This window comes from Sphingobium naphthae (assembly GCF_043589935.1).
Classification (GTDB): Bacteria; Pseudomonadota; Alphaproteobacteria; order Sphingomonadales; family Sphingomonadaceae; genus Sphingobium; species Sphingobium naphthae_A.
This window is the reverse complement of record NZ_CP171454.1, coordinates 1,356,048-1,377,172: the sequence shown is the minus strand read 5'-3', so window position 1 is coordinate 1,377,172 and position 21,125 is coordinate 1,356,048. Positions and strand designations below refer to the sequence as shown.

Genomic DNA, 21,125 nt, shown 5'->3' with positions numbered 1-21,125 from the left:
CGGCGCTGCCACTTGGATTTAATGCGTTTTCCGGCAGGGCAGGCTTATGGCCCATGCCGGGCGGCGCCGCAGTCGGGGAACATCATGCGTCACGCCTTTTACGCGACCTCAGCACTGATCGGGGGCGCGCTGATCGCGCTTGCGCCGCCAGCCGTTGCGCAGAGCAGCGTCGAAGGGCGGGTCGACCGGCTGGAAAAGGAAATGCGCGCGGTGCAGCGCAAGGTCTTTCCCGCAGGCACGCCGATCGAGGCCGAGATTACACGGCCGGCGACGCCGCTTCCGTCCCCTGGCACGCCGGCTTCCACGCCCATCGCCGACCTGACCGCGCGCGTGAACGCGCTGGAATCGCAGCTTGCCTCCATCACCGGCCAAGTGGAGGAGAACAGCTACAAGCTGCGTCAGCTGGAAGAATCCTTCACCAAATATAAGGCGGAGGCGGATTCGCGCATGGCGCCGGCGGTCGCTCCGCCCGCCATGGCGCCGACCGCGCCGGCTGCGCCCCGGCCTGCTGCGCCCGCGCCCAAGCCGGCCGCGCCGGCCGGCGCCAGCGATGCGCGCAAGACAGCGGTCGCCGCCATCGAACGGCCCGACACGGGCGACGCCGCCAATGACGCCTATACCTATGGCTTCCGCCTGTGGGACGCAAAATTCTATCCGGAGGCGCAGGCGCAGCTGAAGGCCACGGTCGACAAATATGGCGACAGTTCGGTCGGCAGTCGGGCGCAGAATCTGCTGGGCCGCGCCTATCTGGACGATGGCAAGCCGGCGCTCGCCTCGGTCGCCTTCTACGAAAATTACCAGAAGCGCCCGCGCGGCGAGCGTGCGGCCGACAGCCTCGCCTATCTGGGCGAGGCGCTGATCCAGCTCAAGAAGCCGGCCGACGCCTGCAAGGTCTATCAGGAACTGGATCAGGTCTATGGCGGCAGCCTGTCGTCCAGCCTGCGCGGCATGATGGACAAGGGCCGCGCTCAGGCGAAGTGCAGCTGACAGGCGACGACGCGGCGCTGGAGTCGCGACTGATCGTCGCAACCCAGGCGCTGGTGGGTGATGATCATGCGGCGCGATTCGGCGTCGCCGTGTCGGGTGGGCCGGACAGCATGGCGCTGCTGTATCTGGCGGCACGCGCCTTTCCCGGTCGCGTGGCGGCGGTGACCGTCGATCATGGATTGCGCGCGGAGTCGGCGGGCGAGGCGGCCATGGTGGCGCGCTGGTGCGCGGGGCAGGGCATTGCGCATGCGACGCTTGCGCCTGACGCTCCTGTCACCGGCAATGTGCAGGCCTGGGCGCGCGCCATGCGCTATCGGCTGATCGAGCAGTGGCGAGTCCGGCAGGGACTGGACTGGATCATGACCGCGCATCATGCCGACGACCAGTTGGAAACGCTGTTGATGCGCCTCAATCGCGGGTCTGGCGTAGGCGGCCTTGCCGGGGTGCGCGCGCGATCGGGCCGGGTCATCCGGCCGCTGCTGGGCGAGCGGAGGGCCGTGCTTCAGGCTCTGGCCGACGCGCAAGGCTTGCCGCATGCACAGGATCCCTCCAACATCGACCTGCGCTTCGATCGCGCGTTCCTTCGGCGCGCTCTGGCGGATGCGCCGTGGCTGGATGCTGAAGCGGCTTCGCGCAGTGCGGCGGCGCTGGCGGAGGCGGAAGCGGCGATCGCGTGGAGCGTGGCGCAGCTTGCCGAGGCGCATGTCCAGGCCGAAGGCGACGGGTGGCGACTGGATCGGACCGACCTGCCGCGCGAATATCTGCGGCGTCTGGTGCTGCACATGCTGATGTTGGCAGGGGCGCCTTCGCCGCGCGGCGACAGCCTGGACCATGCCATGGCGCAAGCAGCGGCAGGGAGGCAGGGCAGTCTGGGCGACTGGCTGCTGCGTGGTGGGCATAGCTGGACCCTTTATTCCGCCCCCGAGCGACGATAGTCACTCAACGGTCGTTACGGAAAGGTTCCGCAGATCGGCGCGCCCTGCTCACAACTCGCCGCATTGTGAGGCGCAGTGACGCTTGGTTAACGCCCGCTATGCTATGGGCCCGGCTTTCTAGCGGGAATGTTCATGCATGTTTGAATTCGCGGCTTTGTCCTACGGCCTGTTGGCGAGCATCATCCTGTCGGCGGCGCAGCGCAATCGGAAGCTCGCTCGTCCGCATCCGCCGCTTCTCCTCTATATGGGCTATGTGCTGTGTGGTCTATCGGGGGGCTTGGCGCTTGCGCTCGGCTATCTGGCGCTGACGATCGCGGGATTCGCTTGAAGCCCCGTCAGCCCTGGTAAATCGCGGCTGTGGCAGGGTGCGCGCTCCGCTTGCGCTTTTGCCGGCGTGCCCTATCTTGGCGGGTGAAAGAGAGTGATGATGAACGACGAGAAAGACCCGCAGGGTAATCCCTGGATCAAGAGCGCGATGATTTGGGCCGGCGTGATTGTCGCCCTGTTATTGTTCGTGTCGCTGTTCGACAGCCGCACCGCGACGACGGCCGGCACCGGCATCGCCTATTCCGAATTCCGGTCGAAGGTGCAGGAAGGCGAGGTCAAGGAAGTCGCGATCGCGCCCGATCGGATCACCGGCACGCTGGCGGGCGGACAGAAGTTCAGCACCGTGCCGGTCAATGATCCCGGCCTCCCCAAGATGCTGGACGACTTCAACGTCAAATATTCGGGCCAGGCGGAAGAACAGCCGAGCTTCTGGATGATCCTCATCTATCAGTCGCTGCCGTTCCTGCTGATCCTGGGCATCGCCTTCTTCGTGCTGCGCCAGATGCAGAAGGGCGGCGGCGCGGGCGGCGCCATGGGCTTCGGCAAGTCCAAGGCCAAGCTGCTGACCGAAAAGCATGGCAAGGTGACGTTCGATGACGTCGCCGGCATCGACGAAGCGCGTGAGGAATTGCAGGAGATCGTCGAGTTCCTGAAGGATCCAAGCAAGTTCGCGCGGCTGGGCGGCAAGATTCCCAAGGGTGCGCTGCTGGTCGGGTCGCCCGGCACCGGCAAGACGCTGCTGGCCCGCGCCATTGCGGGTGAGGCGGGCGTGCCCTTCTTCACCATTTCGGGTTCGGACTTTGTCGAGATGTTCGTCGGCGTCGGCGCCAGCCGCGTGCGCGACATGTTCGAGCAGGCCAAGAAGAATGCGCCGTGCATCGTCTTTATCGACGAAATCGACGCGGTCGGCCGCCATCGCGGGGCGGGCCTGGGCAACGGCAATGACGAGCGCGAGCAGACGCTGAACCAGCTGCTGGTCGAAATGGACGGCTTTGAAGCCAATGAGGGCATCATCATCGTCGCGGCGACCAATCGCCCCGATGTGCTGGACCCCGCGCTGCTGCGTCCGGGGCGCTTCGACCGTCAGGTCGTGGTGCCGCGTCCGGACATTGAGGGGCGCGAGAAGATCCTGGCCGTGCATATGAAGAAGGTGCCGCTGGCGCCCGATGTCAATCCGCGCACCATCGCGCGTGGCACGCCGGGCTTCTCGGGCGCGGACCTCGCTAATCTCGTCAACGAAGCAGCGCTCATGGCAGCCCGTCGCGGCAAGCGCCTGGTCGCGATGGACGAGTTTGAGGCGGCCAAGGACAAGGTCATGATGGGCAGCGAACGCCGCTCCATGGTCATGACCGACGACGAAAAGAAGATGACGGCCTATCATGAGGCCGGCCATGCCATCGTCGCGGTCCATGAGCCGGCGTCGGATCCGATCCACAAGGCCACCATCATCCCGCGCGGCCGTGCGCTGGGTATGGTGATGCGCCTGCCGGAGCGTGACAGCTACAGCTATCATCGCGACAAGATGCACGCGAACATGGCCGTCGCCATGGGCGGGCGCGTCGCCGAGGAAATCATCTTCGGCTATGACAAGGTGTCGAGCGGCGCGTCGGGCGACATCCAATATGCGACCAAGCTCGCGCGCGACATGGTCACTCAGTGGGGCATGTCGGACAAGCTGGGTCCGCTGCAATATGAGGAGCAGCAGGGCGAGACCTTCCTTGGCTATTCGCAGAGCCAGCGCGTCCATATGTCGGACGAGACGGCGAAGCTGATCGACAAGGAAATCCGCGGTCTGGTGGAGCAGGGCTATGCTCGCGCCCAGGAAATTCTGAAGGGCCATGAGGACCAACTGCACCTGCTCGCCAACGCCATGCTGGAATATGAGACGCTGACGGGCGAGGAGATCAAGACGCTGCTGGAGCAGGGCGAAATCACCCGCGACGACGGCACGACGATCAAGCCTTCGGTCATCCCGGCGGCCGGTTCTTCCATCCCGAAGATCCGCAAGCGCAAGGGACCATTCGGCGATCCCACGCCCGCCGGCGCGTGAGGCTGGGAAGCGATTGACGCAAAAGGCGCTGCCGCAAGGTGGCGCCTTTTTCGTTGGGTCAGTGCGCCGGCCTTCTGTGACTGACCAATATCACCTGATCCCGACGCGCTACGTGGTCGTCTTGTCAGCAGAGGCGAGAAGGGTGGGCGATGGGTCCCTGGCCGGCTGACAGGTACAGGACATTCCGAGCGGCACATCGCCTATACCCTCGTCATCCCCGCGAAGGCGGGGACCCCCATCGCCACTTTGACCGCGCTGCCGACGGTGAGTTGGATCGCCGCTTTCGCGGAGACGCCGGGAGAGGAGGTGCGGGCCGCTCAACTCCCCGGCCGAAAAAAACAAGTCGGCACATGAAGCGCCGATCAATCTCACCGCCCAACTGTGACGATGCGCTGAAGGCCCGCGAACAACAAAAAAGGCGGCCCGCCATACGGACCGCCTTTTCGCTATCGCTTCGTCGCTGCTCAGTTGGCCGGCGCGACGCCCTGATCGGTCATGAGCTGCTGCAGCTCGCCCGCCTCGTACATTTCCATCATGATGTCGCTGCCGCCGACAAATTCGCCCTTCACATAGAGCTGCGGGATGGTAGGCCAGTCGGAATAGGCCTTGATGCCCTGGCGGATCGCCTGATCCTGCAGCACGTCTACCGTATCATAGCCCACGCCCAGATGCTCCAGGATCGCAATGGCGCGGCTGGAAAAGCCGCACTGGGGAAAAAGCGGCGTGCCCTTCATGAAGAGCACTACATCGTGGCCGCCCACAATTTCTGCGATCCGCTGCTGCACGGCGTCGGTCATTTTAGTTTCCATTCCTGTCTGTCGTCGCTGCCTGGGAGCGAGCGAAAAATCATGTGAACCGTTAGTTGGGAACAGCGGTGGTGAGTTGCAAGGCGTGGAGCACGCCCCCCATGCGCCCGCCCAGCGCGGCGTAGACGGCGCGCTGCTGCGCGACGCGGCTCAAGCCCCGGAAGCTTTCCGAGACTACGCGCGCCGCATAATGATCGCCATCGCCCGCCAGATCGGTAATTTCGACCTGCGCGTCGGGAATGGCGGCGCGGATCATGTCCGCAATGTCGTCGGCGGCCATCGGCATGGTCGTCGCGTCCTTATTGCGCTTCCATGAACATGCGGCGCGCGATCACCGCCTGTTCGTCCAGCGCGGCGCGCACGCCCGCTTCATCGATGTCGATGCCCGCCAGGGTCATGTCGCCGACCAGCTTGCGGATGACATCCTCATCGCCCGCTTCCTCGAAATCGGCCTGCACCACCGCCTTGGCATAGGCGTCGGTTTCTTCAGGCGTCAGGCCCATCTTCGCCGCGGCCCATTCGCCCAGCAGCCGGTTGCGCCGCGCCTGGATGCGGAATTGCATTTCCTGGTCATGAGCGAACATATTTTCGAACGCCTTTTCGCGATCGTCGAAGGTGGTCATGCGATTATGCCCCGTTGGATGGCTTGTTGCCGACAGGTGATAGGAAGAAGCGCGCGGTTACGCAACGGCCGCAGCGGAAGCGGGCACGATCCAGGGGCGTTCCTGCGCCTGCGTCGCCTCATAGCGGTCGATCACATCGGCGTCGCCCAGCGTCAGGCCGATTTCGTCCAGCCCACCGAGTAGGCAATGTTTGCGGAACGGGTCGATCTCGAACGAGAAGCGATCCTGAAACGGGGTGGTGACGCTTTGCGCGTCCAGATCGACATGGATGCGGTCGGTCCGGGCGACCTCCATCAGCCGGTCCACCGCCGCCTGCGGCAGGACGACCGTCAATATGCCGTTCTTGAAGGCGTTGCCCGAAAAAATGTCGGAAAAGCTGGGTGCGATCACGACCTTGATCCCCAGATCCGCCAATGCCCAGGCGGCATGTTCGCGGCTGGAGCCGCAACCGAAATTGTCCCCCGCGATCAGGATCGGACTGCCCGCATAGGCGGGGTCGTCGAAGACATTGCCCGGTTCCTTGCGCAGCACTTCGAACGCGCCCTTGCCAAGGCCGGTGCGGGAAATCGTCTTGAGCCAGTGCGCGGGGATGACGATGTCGGTATCGACATTCTTCATCCCGAACGGATAGGCGCGGCCTTCGACCGTGGTGAGGTTGTCCATCAGTTCGCCTTCTGCACCTCGGGCGCCGGCGTGTCTTCGGCGCGGCCCAGCGTCGCGGCCACCGCCGCACTCGCCAAGGCGCCCAGCGTCAGCAGCCAGAAAATCTTCTTCACGCGACCGTCCCCTCTTTGGTGGCAAGCAGTTCCCGAACATCGGTCAGCCGCCCGGTAATGGCGGCGGCGGCGGCCATGGCGGGCGACACCAGATGCGTGCGCGATCCCGGCCCCTGGCGGCCCATGAAATTGCGATTGCTGGTCGATGCGCAGCGTTCGCCAGCCGGCACCTTGTCCGGGTTCATCCCCAGGCAGGCCGAACAGCCCGGTTCGCGCCATTCGAAACCCGCGTCCAGGAAGATGCGATCCAGCCCCTCTTGCTCGGCCTGCGCCTTGACCAGGCCGGAGCCCGGCACAACCATCGCATGCTTGATGCCGGGCGCAACATGCCGGCCCTGCAGCAGCGCGGCGGCGGCGCGCAGGTCCTCGATCCGGCTGTTGGTGCAGCTGCCGATGAAGATATGTTCGATCGCGACATCCTGCATCCGCTGGCCCGCGGTCAGCCCCATATAGTCGAGCGACTTGCGAGCGGCCGCCTGCTTGGATGGATCGGCGAAGCTCATCGGGTCGGGCACGGCGCCGGTGATCGGCACGACATCCTCGGGACTGGTGCCCCAGGTGACGGTGGGCACGATATCCGCCGCATCGATCACGACGCTCTTGTCGAAGACGGCGCCCTCATCGCTATGCAGGGTGCGCCAATAGGCCACCGCCGCATCCCAGTCTGCCCCCTTGGGCGCCATCGGTCGGCCCTTGAGATAGGCGAACGTATTTTCGTCGGGTGCGAACAGGCCCGATCGCGCGCCCGCCTCGATCGACATGTTGGCGACCGTCAGCCGGCCCTCGATCGACATGTCGCGGAAGACCGACCCGCGATATTCCATGACATGACCCGTGCCGCCCGCCGTGCCGATCGCGCCGCAAATGGCGAGCGCCACATCCTTGGGCGTGACGCCGGGAGCGAGTTCGCCCTCGACGACGACTTCCATTGTCTTCGACTGCTTGAGCAGCAATGTCTGGGTGGCAAGCACATGCTCCACCTCGCTGGTGCCGATGCCGAAGGCCAGGGCGCCCAGCGCGCCATGCGAGCTGGTGTGGCTGTCGCCGCAGACCAGCGTGGTGCCGGGCAGGGTAAAGCCCTGTTCGGGCCCCACAACATGGACGATCCCCTGTTCGCGATCGGCGTCGCCGATCAGGCGCACGCCGAATTCGGGCGCGTTGCGCTCCAGCGCGGCGAGTTGCTCGGCGCTTTGCGGATCGGCGATCGGGATGCGGTTGCCCGCCGCGTCGCGGCGCGGGGTAGTGGGCAGATTATGGTCGGGCACCGCCAGGGTAAGGTCGGGCCGGCGCACCTTGCGCCCGGCAAGGCGAAGACCCTCGAACGCCTGCGGGCTCGTCACCTCATGCACGAGATGACGATCGATATAGATGAGGCAGGTGCCGTCCGGACGCCGTTCGACGACATGCGCGTCCCAGATTTTTTCGTAGAGAGTGCGGGCATTGACCATGATGCTCACCCCCTAGACCCGTCCGGCGAATCGGGAAAGGGGGTGTGCGACCGAAATCGGCTGTTTTTCACCGCAAGCTGGCAAGAAAGTTACGCTGTGGTTACGCCGCCCGATAATCAGCGATGATCTTCCCAGCCGCGCCGATCTCCGCCTCATGGCTTTCCTCGCGCCAGCGTTCCGCCAGCGCCTCGTCTTCCCACTGCTTCATGGCCGGATGGGCGAGCATATGATCGACCCAGTTCTGCCCCGCCGGGCCGACATCCAGTCCATAGGTGCGCACGCGAAAAGCGACAGGCGCATAGAAAGCGTCGATCGCGGTAAAGACCGAGCCCGCCAGGAAGGGGCCGCCGAAGCGATCGAGCCCCTGTTCCCACAATTCGCGCAACCGGGCGATATCACGGCCAAGCGCGGGCGAATGGATATTGGGTTCCACCCGCACGCCTACATTCATGATGCAGTCGCTGCGCAGCGTGGCGAAGCCGCTGTGCATTTCCGCCACGGCGCATTGTGCGAAGGCGCGGGCGGCCTCGTCCGCGGGCCAGACGCCGGCGTGGCGATCAGCCAGGTAGAGAGTGATGCCCAGCGAGTCCCAAACGGTGCGGTCGCCGTCGATCAGCGCAGGCACTTGTCCCGTGGGAGAGAAGCTGCGGAACGCGGCATAGTTGCTCGCTGCGGCGAAGGGCTCGATCCGGTCCTCAAAGGGCAGGTTCAGCGCCTTCATCAACACCCAGGGACGCAGCGACCAGCTGCTGTAATTGCGGTTGGCGGTAATGAGCGTGTAGGTCATGGCGCGAAATGCTCCCTTCAACTGGTGGGCGCGGCTTAGCGGATCGGCGCGGCGCGATATAGCCGCTACGATCGCGCCTTACAGAAGGGCAGCTTATGCGAGCGGGGGCTTAGGCCCTAGCCAAAGCTCTGATCTGGCGGCACAAGGGCGGTCATCCTGCGCGGTGCATTCGTATCGCCTCCTCCCGATCATGGAGCTATCCAGCCGTGAACCGACGCCAATTTCTTGCCACCAGCGGCGCGACTGCGATCGCCGCCGCGACTCCCTGCCTCTTTGCCCAGACCGCGACTGCCGATGCCCAGTTCCGGGCGATGCTGGACCAGTTTTTCTACGAACGGCTGGAATCATCACCCGAAAGCGCGACCCGGCTCGGCCTTGACACCGGGGCGCGGGCGGCGCTGCGCGGCCAGTTGAGCGACACCAGCGCCGCAGGCGTCGCCGAAGATGTTTCGCGGGTGAAGGCGCAAGCCCGCCGCCTCGCCAGCGTCGATCGCGCAACGCTCAGCGAAGCGAGTCAACTCGACTATGATGTCATCTCCTATCAGTTCGACCGGTCGCTGGGTGGCGAGCAGTTCGGCTATGGCGAGACCATGGGCCGCTATGCGCCCTATATTTTGTCCCAGCTAACCGGCAGCTATCGCGAAATCCCCGACTTCCTCGATTCGCAGCATCGCGTGAAGGATGCGGCGGACGCCGACGCCTATCTCTCGCGCCTCGAAGCCTTCCCCGCGGCCATGGACGGCGAGCTGGAGCGGCAGAAGGCCGACGCCGCCCGGGGCGTGTTCGCGCCCGACTATATCCTGGACACGACGATGAAGATGCAGGCGGCGCTGCGCGACCAGCCGGCGGCGCAGACGGTGCTGGTCACCTCCTTTGTCAAGAAGCTGAGCGAGGCCGGCTTGCCGCCCGAACGCGCAGCGCAGGCGGAAAGGATCGTGGCGGACAAGATCTTCCCCGCCGTCGATCGCCAGCGCGCGCTGGTGCAGGCGCTGCGGGCGAAGGCGGTGCATGACGCGGGCTGCTGGCGTCTGCCCGATGGCGAGGCCTTCTACGCCAATGCGGCCGAAGCGGCGACCACGACCAAGCTCAGCGGCGAGGAAATCCACCGCATCGGCCTGGATCAGGTGGCGCAGATCAGCGGCCGCATCGACGCGATCCTCAAGGGCGAGGGCATGAGCCAGGGCAGCGTGGGCGAACGGCTGGTGGCGCTCAACAAGCGGCCCGACCAGCTGTATCCCAACACCGATCCGGGGCGCGAGGCGCTGCTGGCGCAGCTCAACCGCCAGATCATCGCGATGAGCAAGCGATTGCCCGAGGCATTCTCCCCCAGCACCCTGCCCAAGGCGCCGGTGGAAGTGCGGCGCGTTCCCGTGACGATCCAGGCTGGCGCGCCGGGCGGCTATTATCAGAACGCCTCGTTGGATGGATCGCGGCCCGCCATCTATTATATCAACCTGCGCGACACGTTCGACCGGCCGAAATTCGGCCTTGCGACGCTCACTCATCATGAAGCCGTGCCGGGTCACCATCTCCAGGTGTCGGTGGCGCTGGAATCCGATGCCATCCCGATGATCCGCCGGCGCGGTGGCTATAGCGGCTATTCGGAAGGCTGGGCGCTCTATTCCGAACAGCTGGCGGACGAAATGGGCCTGTATGAAGGCGATCCGCTGGGGCAGGTCGGCTATCTGCAATCGCTGCTGTTCCGCGCGACGCGTCTGGTTGTCGATTCGGGCATGCATGCCAAGCGCTGGAGTCGGGAGAAGGCGACCGACTTCCTGATCGCCACCACCGGCATCGCGCGCGGCCGCAGCCAGGGCGAGATTGACCGCTATACCGTCTGGCCGGGCCAAGCGTGCAGCTACAAGATCGGTCACACCGTCTGGAACGACCTGCGCGAGGAAGTGAAGAAGAAGCAGGGCGCGGCCTTCGACATCAAGCAGTTCCATGAAGTGCTGACGCTGGGCGCGATGCCGCTCGATATTCTGAAGCAGACGGTACGCAGGCGCTCGGGCATCGCGTCCTGAGCGATCCGCTCGCGTCGGCCGAAGAATAGTCGGCATCCTTCGGCCGACGCGACATGGCCTCAGCGGCGGAACGTTTCCGCCGCTGCGCAGGCCAGCTGGTCGGCGCGTTCATTTTCCGGGTGGCCGGCATGGCCCTTGACCCATTTCCACGTCACCTGATGCCGCGCCGCCGCCTTCACCAGCGCCTGCCAGATCTCCACATTCTTGACCGGCTTGTTGTCGGCGGTCCTCCAGCCCTTCTTCTGCCAGCCGAACACCCATTTGGTGATGCCGTCCATCACATATTTGCTGTCGGTATGGACCGTCACCGCGCACGGCTTCTTCAGCAGGTTGAGCGCCTCAACCGCCGCCATCATTTCCATGCGGTTGTTCGTAGTCTGTGGCTCGCCGCCCGAAATCTCCTTCTCCGTGTCGCCGAAGCGCAGCACCGCGCCCCAGCCGCCGGGGCCCGGATTGCCCTTGCACGCGCCGTCGGTGAAGATGTCGACATGGGGAAGATCGCTCATGCGCCCAGCAGCTCCGCCGGATCAGCCTTGGCGTAGAAATCCAGCCGGCGCAGATAGGCAAGCGGGTCCTTGCGCGTCACCAGCGCGTCGGCCGGCGTGTTGATCCAGTCATAGGCGCGCGTCAGCAGGAAGCGCAGCGCCGCGCCCCGGCACAATGCGGGGAAAGCGGCGCGCTCGGCGTCGGTCAGGCCGTGCGCTTCGGCATAGCCGGCGCCCAGCGCCGCCGCGCGCTCGCCAAACCAGGTCGCGCCATCATTGCTGAAGCACCAGGCGCTGTGCGTTACCGCCAGGTCATAGGCGCGGACATCGGTGCAGCTGAAATAAAAGTCGATCAGGCCCGTCACTTCGTCCCCCAGCATCAGCACATTGTCGGGGAAGAGATCGGCATGGATCACTGAATGCGGCAGGTCGCCGGGCCAGTGCGCGTCGAGCCAAACTAGTTCGTCGGCGACGCGTTGGGAAAGGCCGGGCTGAATCTGGTCCAGGTCCGCGCCGCACCGAGCGGCGAGGGCGTGCCAGCCAGCCTTGTCCAGCGCATTGCGCCTTTCGCCGGCAAAACCCTGCGCCGCCTTGTGCAGGATTCCCAGCGCCGCGCCCGCCGCCCGCGCCTGCGCGGGCGTGGGTTCGGTAACGCTGATCCCGGTCAGAAATTCGATCAGGCAGGCGGGGCGCCCGGCCAGTTGCTGCAGCCGCCGGCCATCGCGATCGGCGATGAAGCGCGGCACGCGGCACCCGCGCGCGCCCAGATGATCGAGCAGGTCCATGAAGAAGGGCAGGTCGGCCTCATCCACCCGCTTTTCATAGAGCGTCAATATATAGCGCTGCCCGCCGCCGGCCTGACTGTCCGGCCCGGTGGTTTCCAGCAGATAATTGCTGTTCTCCACCCCTTCGGCGATGCCCTTGGCCGACACCAGCCGCCCGGCATCATAGCGGGCGAGGAAGGCGTCAATGTCTTCGGCGGGAACATGGGTATAAACGGCCATCAGCGATCAGCCCTGATCTTGATTTGGTGCGAACGTCGCCAAGGGGGTGCGGTCACGCGCTCTCCAGCCCACGCGGCAGCTTGAAGGAAATGGTTTCCCGGGCGGTTTCCACCTGTTCCTCGGTGACATCGAAGCGGCTGGCGATACGATCCACCACTTCGCGCACCAATATCTCGGGGGCGGAGGCCCCCGCGGTGAGGCCCAGCGTGCGCACATCGTCCAGCCAGGCGAAATCGACATCATCCGCACGCTGGATCAGCCGGGCCGGCGTGCCTTCGCGCTCGGCGACTTCGACCAGGCGCAGCGAATTGGAGCTGTTGGGCGCGCCGATCACATAAAGCGCATCGCACTGCCCGGCGATCGCCTTGACCGCGGTCTGCCGGTTGGAGGTCGCGTAGCAGATATCCTCGCCCCTGGGCGCGGCGATCGTCGGGAAGCGCCGGTGCAGGGCAGCCACGATCGCTGCCGTGTCATCCACCGACAGCGTGGTTTGCGTCAGAAAGGCCAGATTGTCGGGGTCGACAGCGACGAAACGCTCCGCATCCTCGACCGACTCGATCAGCGTCATGGATCCTGCGGGCACCTGGCCAAAGGTGCCGATCACTTCAGGATGCCCCTTATGTCCGATGAAGAGGATATGGCGGCCGCTGTCCACCTGCCGTTCGGCCTGGCGATGCACCTTGCTGACCAGCGGGCAGGTGGCGTCCAGATAGTCGAGCCCGCGTTCCTGCGCCTTTTCGGGCACCGCCTTGGGCACGCCATGGGCGGAAAAGACGACCGGCACGCCATCGGGCACCTGGTCCAGTTCCTCGACGAAAATCGCGCCCTTCGCCTTCAGATTGTCCACGACATATTTATTGTGGACGATTTCGTGACGGACATAGACGGGCGCGCCATATTTCTCGATCGCCCGCTCCACGATGATGATCGCGCGATCGACGCCGGCGCAGAAGCCGCGCGGCGCAGCGATCAACAGGGTCATGGGGCGAAGGGGATCGGGCGCGTGCGTCATGCGCAGCGGCTTAGGCCAATGACGCCGCGGAAGAAAGAGGCGCAATGAAAGCGGTCGGCTGGCAGTTGCGTGGCGCGCGGGGGATGGATAAGGAAGCCCAAAGCGTCCGGCCCCGCCAAGGAATATCTGCCTGTGAAAAAATCCTCTATCGCCCTGACCGCCATGCTGGCTCTCGCTCTGGCAGGCTGCTCGCGGCGCGGTGAGATCGATCCGACGGGCGGCATCGTGTCGGTGCGGTCTGCCTGCCCGACGGCGGCAATCCCTGCCCAGACCGGCGACATCACGCTGTTCAACCCGGCGAACAGCACGGATGCCTCGGCGATCGACGTGGTCGCGAACATCACCGACCTGCGCTCCACCTGCGCCGATGGCGAGCAATTCTATACCGAGGCGACCTTCGTGGTGAACGCCCGCCGCACGGACGCCAGCGCTGCGCGGCAGGTGGTGCTGCCCTATTTCTCCGCCGTCGTGCAGGGGGGCAGCGCCGTGGTCGCCAAGCGGATCGGCCAGGTGACGCTCAACTTTGCGGCCGGCGAATATCGCGCCAGCGCGCAGGCCAAGGCCGGGTCCTATGTCAACAAGAGCGCGGCGACCCTGCCGGCCGAAATCCAGCAGAAGATCACGCAGAAGCGCAAGGCCGGTGATGCCGACGCGGCGATCGACCCCTTCGCACAGCCCGACGTCAAGGCGGCCCTGCAGCGCACCAGTTTCGAGCTGCTCGTGGGCTTCAACCTGACCCAGGACCAGCTGCGATATAACGCGACCCGCTAAGCGCAAGTTCGACCCACTCACATTGCCGTTCGTGCTGAGTAGGGGCTGAGCTTGTCGAGGCCCGTATCGAAGCATGGGATTGGAACAGACCCTTCGATACGCCACTTCGATAAGCCCGGTGGCTACTCAGGGCGAACGGGACAGACAGGAATCTCCGCGTGTCCCTTTACACCCGTTTCACCGCTCATCTCGACGCCGTACTGGATGCGCTGGAAGCCGAAGGCGTGCTGCCCGCCGGCCTCAACCGCAAGCCGGTGACGGTCGAGCCGCCGCGCGACCCCAGCCATGGCGATCTCGCCACCAATGCCTCCATGGTGCTGGCCAAGCCCGCCGGCACCAATCCGCGCGCGCTGGCCGAAGCGATCGTCGGCAAGCTGCAGGCGCTGGACGAGGTGACGAGCGCCACGATCGCCGGACCGGGCTTCATCAACATGACGCTGACTGACGCCACCTGGCGCGCGGAACTGGCCGCCATCCATGGCGACGCCGCCGATTATGGGCGTTCGCAGCTGGGGCAGGGCGTCACGGTCAATGTCGAGTATGTGTCGGCCAATCCGACCGGTCCCATGCATATGGGCCATTGTCGCGGCGCGGTGGTGGGCGACGCGCTGGCGACGCTGCTGGAATATGCGGGTCACAAGGTGATCCGCGAATATTATATCAATGACGCCGGCGGCCAGGTGGACGTGCTCGCTCGCTCGGCGCATCTGCGCTACCGCGAGGCGCTGGGCGAGGATGTGGGCGCCATTCCCGAAGGCCTCTACCCCGGCGACTATCTGGTGCCGGTGGGACAGGCGCTGGCGGCGGAATATGGCGACCGCTTCGTCAATGCGCCGGAGGCGGAATGGCTCGTCCCCTTCCGCACCTTTGCCGTTGCCCGGATGATGGACATGATCCGCAGCGATCTCGCGCTGCTTGGCATCCATCACGATATTTTCGCCTCCGAGGCCGAGCTGCAGGCCGCCGGCAAGCCGGCCGAGGCCGAAGCCTGGCTGCGTGCCCATGATCTGGTCTATGACGGCGTGCTGGAAGCGCCCAAGGGCGAATTGCCCGACGATTGGGAGCCGGTGGAGCTGCCGCTGTTCCGCTCAACCAAATTCGGCGACGATCAGGATCGGCCGATCAAGAAATCGAACGGCAGCTGGACCTATTTCGGCGCCGACATGGCCTATCATTTCCAGAAGGCGCAGAGCGCGGATCAGCTGATCGACATTTGGGGCGCCGACCATGCCGGCACGGTCAAGCGCATTCAGGCGGCGGTCGCCGCCCTGACCGAAGGCCGCGCGCGCTTCGACGTGAAGCTCATCCAGATGGTCCGCCTGCTGCGCGATGGCGAACCGGTGAAGATGTCCAAGCGCGCGGGCAACTTCGTCACGCTGGCCGATGTCGTGCGCGAAGTAGGCAAGGACGTGGTCCGCTTCACCATGTTGACACGCAAGGCCGACGCCCAGATGGACTTCGATTTCGCCAAGGTGGTGGAGGCGTCGAAGGACAATCCGGTCTTCTATGTGCAATATGCCCATGCCCGCATTTCCTCGCTCGGCCGCCGGGCTGAGGAAGCGGGGATCGACCTGCCTGCGCCCGACCTGTCCCTTCTTGGGACGGCGGAATTGGGGCTGGTGAAGCTCGCCGCGCAATTTCCGCGCGTCGTCGAGGGCGCGGCCCAAGCGCGCGAGCCGCACCGCATCGCCTTTTATCTCAACGACTTGGCCTCTGCCTTCCACGGCTGGTGGAATATGGGCAATGATGATCCGCGCGCCCGCGTCATTCTGGCCGATGATCCGGCGCTCACTGCCACGCGACTTTTCCTGGCGCAGGGAATAGGGCAGATTATCCGCAACGGGCTGGCGCTGATGGGTGTGGTCGCGCTGACCGAGATGCAGTGACGAGCGAGGTGTTTTGACGATGGGCGATTATGCGCGGGGCCGACTCGATCTGGATGATGAGGATCGGCTGCCTTGGCTCGAGCCGGCGATCGACGAGGAGGAGGAGCGGATTTCGCCGCTCCGGATGCTCGGTCTGATCCTGCTCGGCCTGCTGCTGATCGGCGCCGTCGTCGCCGGCATCTGGTGGGTGAATGATCGCCATGGCGCGGGCGGCGCCGGCGAGCTGATCGCCGCGCCCGAGGGCAATTACAAGATTCCCGCCAATGAAGCCGACGCTCGCAAGTTCGAAGGCGAAGGCGATGCCAGCTTCGCCGCGAGCGAAGGCGTGGCCCGCGACGGCCGCATTGATCCCAGCCGCGTGCCCGAAGCGCCGATCACCGGAACGGCGCCCGCGCCCGGCGATGCCAGGCCTTCGGTCGCGCCCAAGGCGGGGCAGAGCGTGTCGGCGCCGGTCACCGACGGCACGGCGGAAAAGGCGGCGCCCGCGAGCCAGGCCAAGGCGGCGGGAGGCACCATCCAGCTCGGCGCCTATGGCAGCGCGTCCGGCGCGAAGGATGCCTGGGGGCGCCTGTCCAAGCGCTTCGCCTATCTGGCGCCGCTCGCCATGACGGTCGAAGAGGCGCAGGTCGGCGGCGGCACCGTCTACCGGTTGCGCGCCAGTGCGGGCGCCCAGGCGGCAACCATCTGCGGCCGGCTCAAGGTCGCTGGCGAAAGCTGCCTGCTGGTGAACTGAGCGGCGACGCTGCCGGCGGCACCGCATGTTATGCTCTGGCCATCATTTGCGCTTCGACAGCGTGCCCTGCCGCCGCTAGGGTTTGAGACATGAAGCCTGTCATTTTCGGCCTTGCCGGCGAAACCCTCTCTCCCTACGAACGCGCTTTCTTTGCCGAGGTTGAGCCCGCCGGCTATATCCTCTTCAAGCGCAACATCGTCGATCGCGCGCAGTTGCGCGCGCTCACCGATGCGCTGCGGTCCCTCCATGGCCGCGAAGACCTGCTCATCATGATTGATCAGGAAGGCGGGCGCGTCGCGCGGATGCAGGCGCCGGTCTGGCCCAGCTTTCCGCCCGCCGCGCTATTCGATCGGCTATATGATATCGCGCCCGCCAGCGCGATTGCGGCGGCCCACGCCAATGCGCAGGCGATTGCGCTGACGCTGGCGGAGGTCGGCATCACGGTCGATGCGCTGCCGCTGCTCGACGTGCGGCAGGACGGAGCGAGCGACATCATGGGTGACCGCACGCTGGGCGCGGAGCCAATGCGGGTGGCCGCCCTGGGACGTGCTGTGCTGGAAGGGCTTGCGGCGGGCGGTGTCGTCGGCATCGTCAAGCATATGCCCGGCCACGGCCGCGCGCTGGTGGACAGCCATCTGGACCTGCCGGTGGTCACCGCCGATGGCGATGCGCTGGAGAGCGACCTTGCCCCCTTCCGCACGCTGCGCAGCGCACCGATGGGGATGACGGCGCATGTCGTCTATACGCAGTGGGACACCGACCGCCCCGCCAGCCTGTCGCCCACCGTGATCGGCGAGGTCATCCGCGAGCGGATCGGATTTGACGGTCTGTTGATGTCCGATGATCTGGACATGAAGGCGCTCAAGGGCAGCATTCCGGATCTGGCGGCAGGCGTGGTCGCCGCCGGCTGCGACCTCGCGCTCAACTGTTTCGGCCGCATGGACGACATGATCGGCATCGCCAATGTGCTGCCCGACATCAGCGAACGGGCCCGCGCGCGCCTCGACCGCGCCATGGCGAGCGTGACGCGCGGCGGCGATCAACCGCCGCTGGAGCAGCTGCTGGCGACGCGCGATCAACTGCTGGAGCCGGTGGCGGCTTGATTGGCCTGAGGGCGGAGAGGGCCGCCGGTACCTTTTCAAATTCAGCCATCATTCCAGCACATGCTGAAAGCTCGGGCAATGACGCGCCAAACCTCCTGAGATACCAGCCTCCGCTGGCATGACGCATTATGTTGCCGAAGTGTCGGCCTCCCATCATCCTCCCTGGCAGGGGAGGTGTCGCGCGCGACGCGCGTGACGGAGGGGTGTCACCCCCACAACGGCAGGCTATCCTTCCGTCCGGCCTGCTCCCCTACGATCAAGAGCGATAAGCCGGCAGCTCCAATCATGCCGGCTCCCGCTTCTCACCCAATGCAATGCCGAAGCGCGACAGTCACGCCGGCAGCCCGCCTCAACCGCCCCCCGGCGAATTATGCCCGCCGGCCGGCACGGGGCCGCCGCTCGGTGCATGGCTGTGGTCGGGCGTGCTGTCCCAGTCGATATGATAAAGGTCGAACCGGCGGTCGCGCAGGTTGCGCACCGTGCCTTCGGCGCGGGCCCAGCTGAGGTCGGCGAGGTTCACGTCCGCCATGGTCAGCGTCTCGACATTCTCGGTCGATTCCGCCGCGATACCGTCGCGCGCGAAGGGGAGATCGCACGGCGTCAGGATCGCGCTCTGCGCATATTGGATGTCCATATTGTCGACGTTGGGCAGGTTGCCGACGTTGCCAGACATGACGACATAGCATTGATTCTCGATCGCGCGCGCCTGCGCGCAATAGCGCACGCGCATATAGCCCAGGCGCGAATCGGTGCAGAAGGGCACGAAGATGATGCGCGCGCCCTGGTCGACCAGCCGCCGGGCGAGTTCGGGAAATTCGCTGTCATAGCAGATCAGCACGCCGATCGGCCCGCAGTCGGTCTGGATCACGTCGAGCGAGTCGCCGCCCTTGATATTCCACCAGAAGGCTTCGTTGGGCGTGGGATGAATCTTCTCCTGCGTGTGGATCGAACCATCGCGCAGCGCGACATAGGCGATATTCTGGATGTCGCCATCCTCGGCGCGCGTGGGATGCGACCCGCCGATGATGTTGATATTATATTCGAGCGCCATGCGGCCCAGCTCGCGCGTCAGGCGCGGCGTGTAGTTGGTGAGCTTGTCGATCGCTTCCATCGGCGACAGCTTCTTAGTCTCGAAGGAGAGAAGCGGCAGGGTGAAGAGCTCGGGAAAAATGATGAAGTCCGACCGGTAGTCAGCCGCTACGTCGACGAAATATTCGATGTTGCGGACGAACTCGTCGAAATCCTGAACCGCGCGCGCCTGCAACTGGCAGGTGGCGAGGCGCACGCTTTCCACGCCGCGCGGCACGCGCATTTCAGGGGCCTCGTCGGGATCGACATAGGGGTTGCGCCAGACCAGATGCGCGGCATGGCCGTCCGATTGCTTGTCTTCGGGCAGGTAATTTTCCAGCACGCCCAGCGGCTCGAACTGGTTCTTGAGCTGAAAGCTGATCACCTGGTCGCGCAGCTTGCCGCTGACCACTTTTTCCAGATAGTCGCGCGGGCTGCCGGCCCGGCGCTTGGCGCGGGCATAGCCGGGCATGCGGCCGGCGATGACAATGCCGTGCAGGTCCAGCTCCTCGGCCAGTTCCTTGCGCTCGTCATAGAGCCGCTGGCCTATTCGCAGCCCGCGCAGCTTGGGATCGACGGCCATCTCATAGCCGTAAAGCCACTCGCCCGCCGCGCTGTGCCGCGTGCCAAAGCCGTTGGCGGTGATCTCCTCCCAGTCATGCTTGGCGAAGGCCATCGCCTTGCTGACGCGCATCGTGGCGCAATAGCCCACCACCTTGCTGTCATAGAGCGCAACGAAGCAGCCATTGGGGAAATTGTTGATCTGGCCGCGGATCGTGGCCAGCGAATAATTGGGCATGCCGGGATAAGCGCGGGCGATCAGTCGCTGGATGCCCCGTACATCCGATGGCACCGCGGCGCGCACCTCCAAACGCTTCTTGCCCGTCGTCGTCACTTGCCGCCTCCATATGTCACACGCAAAGAAAAAGGCGGCGTCGGATGCCCGGCGCCGCCTCGTTCCGTTATCGTATTGAAACCGTGGGGGTGGAGATCAGTTCCAATTGCCCATTTCGGTTTCCAGGTTGACGCGGATCGCCTCAAAGAACTGCTCGGTGGTCATCCACGACTGTTCCGGACCGATCAGCAGCGCCAGATCCTTGGTCATCTTGCCGCTTTCGACGGTCTTGATGCAGACCTGCTCCAGCGTTTCGGCGAAGCGCACGACATCGGGCGTGTCGTCGAACTTGCCGCGGAACTTGAGACCGCCGGTCCAGGCGAAGATCGACGCGATCGGGTTGGTCGACGTCGCCTTGCCCTGCTGGTGCTGGCGGTAGTGGCGGGTGACGGTGCCGTGCGCGGCTTCGGCCTCGACGGTCTTGCCGTCGGGCGAGAGCAGCACGGAGGTCATGAGGCCGAGGCTGCCGAAGCCCTGCGCCACCTGGTCCGACTGGACGTCGCCGTCATAATTCTTGCACGCCCACACGAATTCGCCGCTCCACTTCAGCGCGGAGGCGACCATGTCGTCGATCAGGCGATGTTCGTAGACGATGCCGGCATCCTTGAACTTCTGCGCGAAGCCTTCGGTCTCGAACACTTCCTGGAACAGGTCCTTGAAGCGGCCGTCATAGGCCTTGAGGATGGTGTTCTTGGTCGACAGATAGACCGGCCATTTGAGGTTCAGGCCATAGTTGAACGAAGCGCGGGCGAAATCGCGGATCGAATCGTCCAGGTTGTACATCGCCATGGCGACGCCCGAACCGGGAAAGTCGAACACTTCGCGGTCGATGGTCTCGCCATTCTCGCCTTCGAAGACGAGGCGCAGCTTGCCCGGGCCGGGCACCTTGATGTCGGTGGCGCGATACTGGTCGCCAAAGGCGTGACGGCCGACCACGATCGGCTTGGTCCAACCTGGGATCAAGCGCGGCACGTTGGAAATGACGATTGGTTCGCGGAAGACGACGCCGCCCAGGATGTTGCGGATCGTGCCGTTGGGCGACTTCCACATGGACTTGAGGTTGAACTCCTCGACGCGCGCTTCATCGGGGGTGATGGTGGCGCACTTCACGCCCACGCCATATTCCTTGATCGCGTTCGCGGAATCGATGGTGATCTGGTCGTTCGTCTCGTCGCGCTTCTGGACGGACAGGTCATAATATTTCAAGTCGATATCGAGATAGGGGAGGATCAGGCGCTCGCGGATCCATTCCCAGATGATCCGGGTCATTTCGTCGCCGTCGATCTCCACGACGGGGTTTTTCACCTTGATCTTCGCCATAGCGCCTATTCGCCTTCTACTCTTGGGTGGAATATGCCGACGCCCTAGGCAAAGCGGCGGCAATGTTCAACTGTTGAAGCCGCGG

The 21,125-nt window shown here is 65.0% G+C and carries 20 protein-coding genes; 9 read left to right on the top strand and 11 right to left on the bottom strand.

Annotation, left to right across the window (positions count from 1 at the left end; translation table 11 throughout):
* Positions 1-84: 84 nt before the first annotated feature.
* The 4 genes from ACGGKE_RS06730 (at position 85) to ftsH (ending at position 4,299) form a co-directional block, all read left to right on the top strand.
* Positions 85-987, top strand: coding sequence for a hypothetical protein (locus ACGGKE_RS06730; RefSeq protein ID WP_394441254.1), 903 nt, complete (start codon positions 85-87; stop codon positions 985-987).
* Positions 978-1,922 (top strand): tRNA lysidine(34) synthetase TilS, encoded by a 945-nt coding sequence (gene tilS, locus ACGGKE_RS06725; protein WP_394441250.1) that lies wholly within the window; start codon positions 978-980, stop codon positions 1,920-1,922. Before ACGGKE_RS06730 ends, tilS begins: the two co-directional genes overlap by 10 nt.
* A 136-nt stretch (positions 1,923-2,058) precedes the next feature.
* Positions 2,059-2,250 carry a hypothetical protein gene (locus ACGGKE_RS06720; protein WP_394441247.1) on the top strand — a complete coding sequence of 64 codons (192 nt, stop codon included), beginning with the start codon at positions 2,059-2,061 and terminating at the stop codon, positions 2,248-2,250.
* Between the two features lie 99 nt (positions 2,251-2,349).
* Positions 2,350-4,299, top strand: a complete 1,950-nt coding sequence (gene ftsH / locus ACGGKE_RS06715; protein WP_394441244.1) for an ATP-dependent zinc metalloprotease FtsH — start codon at positions 2,350-2,352, stop codon at positions 4,297-4,299.
* Positions 4,300-4,763: 464 nt separating this feature from the next.
* Here ftsH and grxD read toward each other — a convergent pair whose 3' ends face one another.
* From grxD to ACGGKE_RS06685, 6 genes are all read right to left on the bottom strand, one after another.
* The gene (gene grxD / locus ACGGKE_RS06710) at positions 4,764-5,096 is read right to left on the bottom strand and encodes a Grx4 family monothiol glutaredoxin (protein WP_228165729.1); all 333 of its coding nucleotides are present in this window, start codon (positions 5,094-5,096) and stop codon (positions 4,764-4,766) included.
* A gap of 61 nt (positions 5,097-5,157) precedes the next feature.
* Positions 5,158-5,391 carry a BolA family protein gene (locus ACGGKE_RS06705; RefSeq protein WP_317516079.1) on the bottom strand — a complete coding sequence of 78 codons (234 nt, stop codon included), beginning with the start codon at positions 5,389-5,391 and terminating at the stop codon, positions 5,158-5,160.
* Between the two features lie 13 nt (positions 5,392-5,404).
* Positions 5,405-5,728, bottom strand: a complete 324-nt coding sequence (locus ACGGKE_RS06700; RefSeq protein WP_394441240.1) for a DUF1476 domain-containing protein — start codon at positions 5,726-5,728, stop codon at positions 5,405-5,407.
* 57 nt (positions 5,729-5,785) lie between these two features.
* Positions 5,786-6,391 (bottom strand): 3-isopropylmalate dehydratase small subunit, encoded by a 606-nt coding sequence (leuD, locus tag ACGGKE_RS06695; RefSeq protein WP_394441237.1) that lies wholly within the window; start codon positions 6,389-6,391, stop codon positions 5,786-5,788.
* A 109-nt stretch (positions 6,392-6,500) separates the two neighbouring features.
* Entirely contained in the window at positions 6,501-7,952 is a 1,452-nt protein-coding gene (gene leuC, locus ACGGKE_RS06690) for a 3-isopropylmalate dehydratase large subunit (RefSeq protein ID WP_394441233.1), read from the bottom strand.
* Between the two features lie 100 nt (positions 7,953-8,052).
* Positions 8,053-8,739, bottom strand: a complete 687-nt coding sequence (locus ACGGKE_RS06685) for a glutathione S-transferase family protein (protein WP_394441230.1) — start codon at positions 8,737-8,739, stop codon at positions 8,053-8,055.
* 206 nt (positions 8,740-8,945) lie between these two features.
* Between ACGGKE_RS06685 and ACGGKE_RS06680 the strand changes: the two genes are divergently transcribed.
* Positions 8,946-10,763: a DUF885 domain-containing protein gene (locus ACGGKE_RS06680; RefSeq protein WP_394441227.1), complete on the top strand. Its 1,818-nt coding sequence runs from the start codon at positions 8,946-8,948 to the stop codon at positions 10,761-10,763.
* A 59-nt stretch (positions 10,764-10,822) separates the two neighbouring features.
* Here ACGGKE_RS06680 and rnhA read toward each other — a convergent pair whose 3' ends face one another.
* From rnhA to ispH, 3 genes are read right to left on the bottom strand one after another with little or no spacing between them, the layout of a single operon-like run.
* The gene (gene rnhA / locus ACGGKE_RS06675) at positions 10,823-11,269 is read right to left on the bottom strand and encodes a ribonuclease HI (RefSeq protein ID WP_394441223.1); all 447 of its coding nucleotides are present in this window, start codon (positions 11,267-11,269) and stop codon (positions 10,823-10,825) included.
* Positions 11,266-12,252 (bottom strand): homoserine kinase, encoded by a 987-nt coding sequence (gene thrB, locus ACGGKE_RS06670; RefSeq protein ID WP_394441220.1) that lies wholly within the window; start codon positions 12,250-12,252, stop codon positions 11,266-11,268. Before thrB ends, rnhA begins: the two co-directional genes overlap by 4 nt.
* A gap of 52 nt (positions 12,253-12,304) precedes the next feature.
* Positions 12,305-13,264: a 4-hydroxy-3-methylbut-2-enyl diphosphate reductase gene (gene ispH, locus ACGGKE_RS06665; protein ID WP_394441217.1), complete on the bottom strand. Its 960-nt coding sequence runs from the start codon at positions 13,262-13,264 to the stop codon at positions 12,305-12,307.
* A 162-nt stretch (positions 13,265-13,426) separates the two neighbouring features.
* Here ispH and ACGGKE_RS06660 point away from each other — a divergent pair, with 162 nt between their 5' ends.
* From ACGGKE_RS06660 to nagZ, 4 genes are all read left to right on the top strand, one after another.
* On the top strand, positions 13,427-14,035 hold the full coding sequence (locus ACGGKE_RS06660; RefSeq protein ID WP_394441781.1) for a hypothetical protein: 609 nt from the start codon (positions 13,427-13,429) through the stop codon (positions 14,033-14,035).
* Between the two features lie 158 nt (positions 14,036-14,193).
* Positions 14,194-15,921, top strand: coding sequence for an arginine--tRNA ligase (argS, locus tag ACGGKE_RS06655; protein WP_394441215.1), 1,728 nt, complete (start codon positions 14,194-14,196; stop codon positions 15,919-15,921).
* A gap of 19 nt (positions 15,922-15,940) precedes the next feature.
* The gene (locus ACGGKE_RS06650) at positions 15,941-16,654 is read left to right on the top strand and encodes an SPOR domain-containing protein (RefSeq protein WP_394441213.1); all 714 of its coding nucleotides are present in this window, start codon (positions 15,941-15,943) and stop codon (positions 16,652-16,654) included.
* An 89-nt stretch (positions 16,655-16,743) separates the two neighbouring features.
* Positions 16,744-17,757: a beta-N-acetylhexosaminidase gene (gene nagZ, locus ACGGKE_RS06645; RefSeq protein ID WP_394441211.1), complete on the top strand. Its 1,014-nt coding sequence runs from the start codon at positions 16,744-16,746 to the stop codon at positions 17,755-17,757.
* Positions 17,758-18,106: 349 nt separating this feature from the next.
* Here the strand turns inward: nagZ and ACGGKE_RS06640 are convergent, their stop codons facing one another.
* Positions 18,107-19,720 (bottom strand): bifunctional GNAT family N-acetyltransferase/carbon-nitrogen hydrolase family protein, encoded by a 1,614-nt coding sequence (locus ACGGKE_RS06640; protein WP_228165742.1) that lies wholly within the window; start codon positions 19,718-19,720, stop codon positions 18,107-18,109.
* Positions 19,721-19,816: 96 nt separating this feature from the next.
* A complete protein-coding gene (locus ACGGKE_RS06635) occupies positions 19,817-21,040 on the bottom strand; it encodes an NADP-dependent isocitrate dehydrogenase (protein WP_394441208.1) in 1,224 nt (407 codons plus the stop codon).
* Positions 21,041-21,125 lie beyond the last annotated feature (85 nt).